The following is a 6,261-nucleotide window of genomic DNA, read 5'->3' as shown; positions in this document are numbered from 1 at the left end:
GTGCTTCTATTAATCCTTCGCCAATGCGGAAAAGTTTAGTCCCAGAATTTTGGTTTGCTATCCGGCGATTGTAAGTTCCAAATTGCTCTGTATTATTATTCGCAAAGTGAGTTTTTAACTCGTCTAGAGAAACCAAAGTCCGCGTTGTGGGTTGATAACGCTTAATTTCTGCGGAATTGGGATTATTAACCGATTTAAATCCCAGTGCGTCACACATCCAGCCTTCAACTGCTTGTTTAATTTCTAGATGACTGGCATCGTAATCATCGAGGTCTTGAAAATATTGGCTAGTATTTTCGTCGAGAATATCAATTTCATCAAGTGCAGTTTGCTCGCTAATTTTCAAGGTTTCGGCGGTGATTTGTTGTTGAATTGGTGAAATCATGGCTAATAATCCCGCAGCACCTGATTGAAACAAAGCTGTTTCTAATTCTGGCAATTTTTCATCTACGTAAAATTGTAGACTGGCAATTGATCTTTCAAAGATATCAAAGCCATTTTTGAGAACTTGATACCAAGCATTTTGGGGACTAGTTTCTAAGAAAAGACCAAGTAAGGCATAAGATTGAATTCCGATTTTACTACCAATGCGGTCAAATCTGCCAATTCTTTGTTCTAATTGATTGGGAGAGCAAGGTAAGTCAAAGTGAATGAAGCAGTCGGCAAATTGCAGGTTCAGTCCTTCTTCTCCAGAGCGATCGCATACTAAAATAAAGCAGTCAGGATTATTCTGAAATCTCGTTAAGTTTTCTGCAACTTTTTCTCGTGGTTCGCCCAATTGATGACTTGCAATTGTCTCTACACCAAAGCTATTAGCTAAACGTTGGACAATTTGTTGACAAGATTGGACAAAACTAGTAAATACCACAATTTTCGGCAAAACATCTCCAGGAATGGGTCTGCGAATTCTATGCTGTATCCTAGTGATTAATTCTGGCTTATTTCTGCGAACACTTGGAGAAATTTTGAAATATGTAGCTAGTTGATTTAGCAACACTGTAGTCAAATTTTCTGTGCGTTCGCCCTCATCTACAGGTTGACGCAAAATTTTTAAACCCGATTGCAGAATTGCTTCTTCTCCTGGGAATTTAGGGGTTGTGGTTAAGATGCGAAGCTCATTTTCTTTGAACTCTGGAATCAGTTGAGATGGAGTTTTACCTGTGAGACGGGCGTTAATTACCTGTTCTAAAATCCCTAACCAAGTGCCAGAAGCGAGGAATAAAAGTAGAAAAATTTGCTGATAAGGTTGTTCTTTAGGGGCGGTAGTACGCCATTTTTCCATGAGTTCATGAAGGTCAAGCGATCGCTCATCTAAATCATATTCTTCTTTTGGTGTCACATCCCGATCAAAGATCACATCTTCCACCGCAGCGCGACGGTTACGCAGCATTCGCCGATGTAGTCGATAGGTTTCGCTAATGTGGCTCCGAATGGCTGAGATAATTTGATTTCTATCAGTGGATTTGGCTTTTAAAGAATTTTCTAAATTGTCCACCTGATTGAGCAAATACTCATCCTCTGCAAACAAATTTCGCAATTCTTTGAGGTGAGTTTTCAGAACTTGATCATTGATACCTTCTTGAAAAGAAAGGAGAAATCTGCCAATTTCCTGACAATTTTGCACTCTGGTGCGGAAACCTGCCAAATCATGTAGTTTATAGGTTACAGGATCAAGCAGATGCAACATGGCGAGAAAATCTTGCTCGTGGTTGAGGACAGGAGTAGCAGATAATAAAAGTAAGCGATCGCTTTTATGAGCCAGATGTTTACAAGACTCAAAACGCTGACGCACTGCTGCATCCCTAGAAGTCGCCATCGCTGCAATATGATGGGCTTCATCTAAAATTAAGCAGCCTATATTCGCTTTCTGGTTGATTTTATGCACATCTTCCAGCGCCAGCACCACCACCCGTTTACCAAAATGGGAGATGTAAAATTTATTTTCTAACTCAGCCCGCCATTGTGGGAGTAAATATTGTGGAACCAATACCACCGCACCTTTTTTTGGTTCATCAAGGAGGAACTGACGGAGAATTGCACCCGCTTCAATAGTTTTTCCGAGTCCCACCTCATCTGCTAATAAATAGCGCTGAATTGGGTCTTCCAGCACCCGTCGGACAACTTCCACTTGGTGAGGATAAAGTTCAATGTTCGCTGAAATTAACCCTCTCATCCCGCGACTCATAGCGCGTTGTTTAATCAAAGATTTAACAAAAGTTAATCTCTTGTCATGAAAGTAGGGTGTTTCGTGACCCTTCATAGCCAGAGTGTCTGTAGGGTCTGTGATGGGTATGTTACAACGGACATAAATTTCCTGTTCCGTGGCAATTGTCGTCTTTTTATCCGGTAAATCAATTTGATACATTTCTGCATCTTCATCCCAGGTACAAATTCGGCCAATTAACCATGTATCTTGGGTGGGTGAGCTAATGTAGCATCGGGTTTGAGGCTGAAGTTTAACTTGAGAAAGGGAATCTAAAGGTAAAGTTTTTTGGAGGCGTTGCCCTCCTGAGCAGAAATACTCCACCATGACATCAGGTGGAGATATCTCAGTAACTTTTCCTATTCCCAAATAGTTGTTCTGGGACTGTACCAATGAACCAAACTCAATCATAGTTCCAGTTATCTGAAGATCCTAAGAGAAATTACTACGCCAAGAGCAATAGCAGCTCTCCACACTAGCGTGATAACCCAGTTCTGGCAACTTGAAAAAGAGGCAAAGGGGATGGGGAGTGTGAGAGGTATAGGTGCTGCAATTAGATAAACAGTGAGGTTCTATATAGGCAGCAATTCTCATTTTGATAGCTTGGGTGGCTTAAGCCATACAAAACGACCTATACCTTGCTTCCTTCTTCCCTATTCCCTGTTCCCTATTCCCTCCCTCTACGAGTAAATATGGCTACACCACGCCAGCTACAGAAACCAAACCGGATTCCTCTAGCTATGATGAAGTCAGAAGAAAAGCAGCGCAACCTCAAATTAATCTTTGACAAGATAAATAATGGTGACGACAGTTATCGTAATTAACACTCTTATCTCACTGGGATTACTCTACATAGCTTGGCGAATTTGGAAACTCAAGCAATGGATAGGGTGCATAGCTGATAAACTAAACGCCTATGAACGTCATACTCATGCTGTATTGTATAAAGCACCTGAAAATATTGAAATTAGCCAGCAAAAAATTTATAGCCTGCGCCAAGGAAACGAAAAGCTACAGATACAAATCCAACAAATACGTCAAATTATCAGCCTGTTATTGTTAGGAAAGCGATTCTGGGGAGGCTCATTCGGCTGGAAAGGGTTGACATCAAGAAAAAAGACGGCAGCTAAATAAAAGCAACATTTCTGGCTGATATATTGTCAAAATAAATTAAATAGATAGAATTATTTCAATCTTGCTAGGGGAAAATCACACCTAAAATGGGTGTAAGGAGAGAAACAATTAATATGTCTAATAATCGTTCTGGAGTGTTTGTTGGTGGTTTCATGCTGGGAGCTACGATTGGTGCTTTAACTGGTTTGCTCGTAGCACCCCGTACAGGGCGCGAAACACGGAAACTTTTACAAAAGTCTGCTAATGCCATTCCGGACTTGGCAGAAGATTTATCAACAAGTGTACAAATTCAGGCGGATCGACTTTCTGCCAGCGCCGTGAAAAATTGGGATGATACCTTAGAGAAACTGCAAGAAGCGATCGCGGCTGGTGTAGATGCTAGTCAACGCGAAAGCCAAAACTTAAAGCAGCAACAAGCTCAAAAAGACTCCGATTCTGTTTCCCAGCAATTGTAACGCTCATAGATAGCATAACCGTGATTGATCCCCTGTTTTGGTTGGGACTGTCTTTATTCTTAGTCGCCGCCAGTCTGACTGCTGTTTTGGTAGCGGCTATACCGGCTTTGCAGGAGTTAGCACGTGCTGCTCGCAGTGCAGAAAAGCTATTTGACACTCTCTCACGGGAGTTACCACCTACTTTAATTTCCATCCGCAAAACTGGGATGGAAATCACAGATTTAACCAATGATGTCAGTGAAGGTGTACAAAGTGCAGGTAAAGTCGTTAAGCAAGTTGACCAAACCCTAGATGGTGCCAGAAAACAAGCTCAAAATGTGCAAATCAGCACTCGCAGCTTGGTTGTAGGTGTGAAAACTGCTTGGAAGTCCTTTACACGCTCAAAACCCGCACGAAGGGTTGAACGCCTACCAATTAATGAAAAACCACCGTTAACGTTGCGAGAACGAGAAATTAAGAACGAAGTAGAAGAAGCAGGGGAGAAGAGGCAGGGGGGCAGGGGGCAGGGTGCAGGGGGGAAAATGAAGAGTCCTCAATAACCAATGACTAATGAGGGCTGGCTGAATAAATGTAAAACCCAGATAAATCAAAGGTTTGAGGCTGATAAACCCGAAATTAGGTGCAAGGCTTCGCCGTGATCGTCAGCCGAACGGTTTTTGTAGGGTGTACCATCAAAAGTGTGAATTTTGGGTTGCATAAATCAGAAAATTTGGGGATGACAGGTAACTGAAACTGTTCCCTGTTCCCTGTTCCCTGTTCTCACAAATAACTTTTATGCCTAACGGCACGCTACGCGAACAGTAATCCCTAATGACGAAGCTTTGCTTAAATACCTTAGATTAGAGTAAAGTAAACAAGTGTAAAGAAGTATCACTTTTCCCATACTCTTTTAAAACTACTTGTTCACTTCTACTGTCTATATTTATATAACAACGTCCATGCAGTCTTGTTTTTGGCGACGAACTCTGGTATCTATTGCTGTATTTTTCTTAGCTGGGTCAATGTGGGTAATGCACTCCCCTCCGGCACTGGCTTATGATAATCCTGACTTATTACCCAACTTTCAAACTCCAGTTATAGATTTAGCTAAAACTCTCACAGATGTTCAAGAAGCAGAACTGGTGACAGATTTAGAGCAATTTGAAGGTGAAACTGGCTGGAAATTGCGAGTATTAACCCAGTTTGACCGCACTCCAGGCCGAGCAGTAATTAATTATTGGGGTTTAGATGATAAATCTATTTTGCTAGTTGCTGATGCTCGTGGCGGTAATATTCTCAGCTTTAGTGTGGGAGATGCCGTTTATGAACTTCTACCCCGGACTTTTTGGATAGAATTGCAAACCCGTTTCGGCAATTTGTATTTTGTGCGAGATGAAGGCGAAGACCAAGCCATTTTACAAGCCTTAAATTCAGTTAAAGGCTGTTTGCTTCAAGGGGGTTGCTCAGTGGTTCCTGGATTACCTAGAGAACAATGGATACTGACACTAATTACCTCAGTGGTGGGGGGAATAGTTTGTGGATTTGCAGCTCACCCGCAAAAAGAAGGACAGATTTTCGCTTGGCAATGGGCTTTAATTTTTTCGCCTTTGTGGGGAATTTTGTTTATTGCCTTTGGTATTGGCCCAGTGGTGACGCGTACCAGCGATTGGTTGCCTCTAGTTCGCAATATCTCTGGTTTTCTCATTGGCGCTTTAGTCGCCTATCTGTCTCCTCTTTTGACTCGTCCTTCTTCTAATGCTGAGTCCTGAATTTATCCGTGCTGAGTAAAAATCAAAATACTCAGCATTGAGCGTTCCTGAAGCTGATAAGCTAAAAGCTGGTACTTCAGAGCTGAATAGCAATGGAATGGCACGTAACGGATGCTCAAAGTTTAGCAATCATTGATAATGAAATAGGTGATCATGTATTTTCACCGGCAGAATATGAGATTGTCCGGCGGGTAATATATGCCACGGCTGATTTTGAATATAAATCTTTGATTCACTTTTCTGAGCGTGCTTTACAAGCTGGTGCAGCAGCTTTGGCGGCACGCACTACAATTGTGGTAGATGTCCCGATGGTACAAGTAGGGATTGCCCAGGATATTCAAAATACTTTTGCTAATCCAGTCTATTGCAGTCTGGAAACCGTTACACGCCCCCAAAAAGAAAAATCTCGTGCAGCTTGGGGAATTGAAACTTTAGCCAAGCGTTACCCTGAGGGGATTTTTGTGGTGGGTCAAGCGCAAACAGCACTAACTGCTTTGGTGGAGTTAATTGCATCTGAAGAAATTCAGCCTGCTTTGATAATTGCGACTCCAGTGGGGTTTGTGAATGCGGATAAGGCTAAGGAAGGTTTGCAAGATTCTCAAGTTCCTCACATTATCATTGACAGTCGCAAAGGAAATGCCGTTGTAGCATCTGCTATTGTTGATGGATTGGTGGATTTGGCTTGGCAAGCTTATGGACAGGAGAGAGGTAATTTGTAATT

Annotated in this window: 7 protein-coding genes; 6 read left to right on the top strand and 1 reads right to left on the bottom strand. The window is 42.0% G+C overall.

The window, feature by feature from the left end:
- The coding region (gene dpdE / locus VB654_RS02625) for a protein DpdE (RefSeq protein WP_323211850.1) at nucleotides 1-2,614 on the bottom strand (2,614 nt) is incomplete at its 3' end.
- 281 nt (nucleotides 2,615-2,895) lie between these two features.
- Between dpdE and VB654_RS02620 the strand changes: the two genes are divergently transcribed.
- From VB654_RS02620 to VB654_RS02595, 6 genes are all read left to right on the top strand, one after another.
- Complete coding sequence (locus VB654_RS02620) at nucleotides 2,896-3,027, top strand: hypothetical protein (RefSeq protein WP_323211849.1); 132 nt, start codon at nucleotides 2,896-2,898, stop codon at nucleotides 3,025-3,027.
- Nucleotides 3,002-3,337 carry a hypothetical protein gene (locus tag VB654_RS02615; RefSeq protein ID WP_323211848.1) on the top strand — a complete coding sequence of 112 codons (336 nt, stop codon included), beginning with the start codon at nucleotides 3,002-3,004 and terminating at the stop codon, nucleotides 3,335-3,337. The genes VB654_RS02620 and VB654_RS02615 overlap by 26 nt, the downstream gene beginning before the upstream one ends.
- Nucleotides 3,338-3,450: 113 nt before the next feature.
- A complete protein-coding gene (locus tag VB654_RS02610; protein WP_323211846.1) occupies nucleotides 3,451-3,792 on the top strand; it encodes a YtxH domain-containing protein in 342 nt (113 codons plus the stop codon).
- 20 nt (nucleotides 3,793-3,812) lie between these two features.
- Entirely contained in the window at nucleotides 3,813-4,331 is a 519-nt protein-coding gene (locus VB654_RS02605; RefSeq protein ID WP_323211845.1) for a hypothetical protein, read from the top strand.
- Nucleotides 4,332-4,730: 399 nt separating this feature from the next.
- A complete protein-coding gene (locus tag VB654_RS02600) occupies nucleotides 4,731-5,540 on the top strand; it encodes a TPM domain-containing protein (RefSeq protein ID WP_323211844.1) in 810 nt (269 codons plus the stop codon).
- 92 nt (nucleotides 5,541-5,632) lie between these two features.
- Nucleotides 5,633-6,259: a precorrin-8X methylmutase gene (locus VB654_RS02595; protein WP_323211843.1), complete on the top strand. Its 627-nt coding sequence runs from the start codon at nucleotides 5,633-5,635 to the stop codon at nucleotides 6,257-6,259.
- The last annotated feature ends 2 nt before the right edge of the window (nucleotides 6,260-6,261 follow it).

This window comes from Nodularia sp. UHCC 0506, from assembly GCF_034931045.1.
Lineage (GTDB): Bacteria > Cyanobacteriota > Cyanobacteriia > Cyanobacteriales > Nostocaceae > Nodularia.
This window is presented reverse-complemented; position numbering and strand designations above follow the sequence as displayed.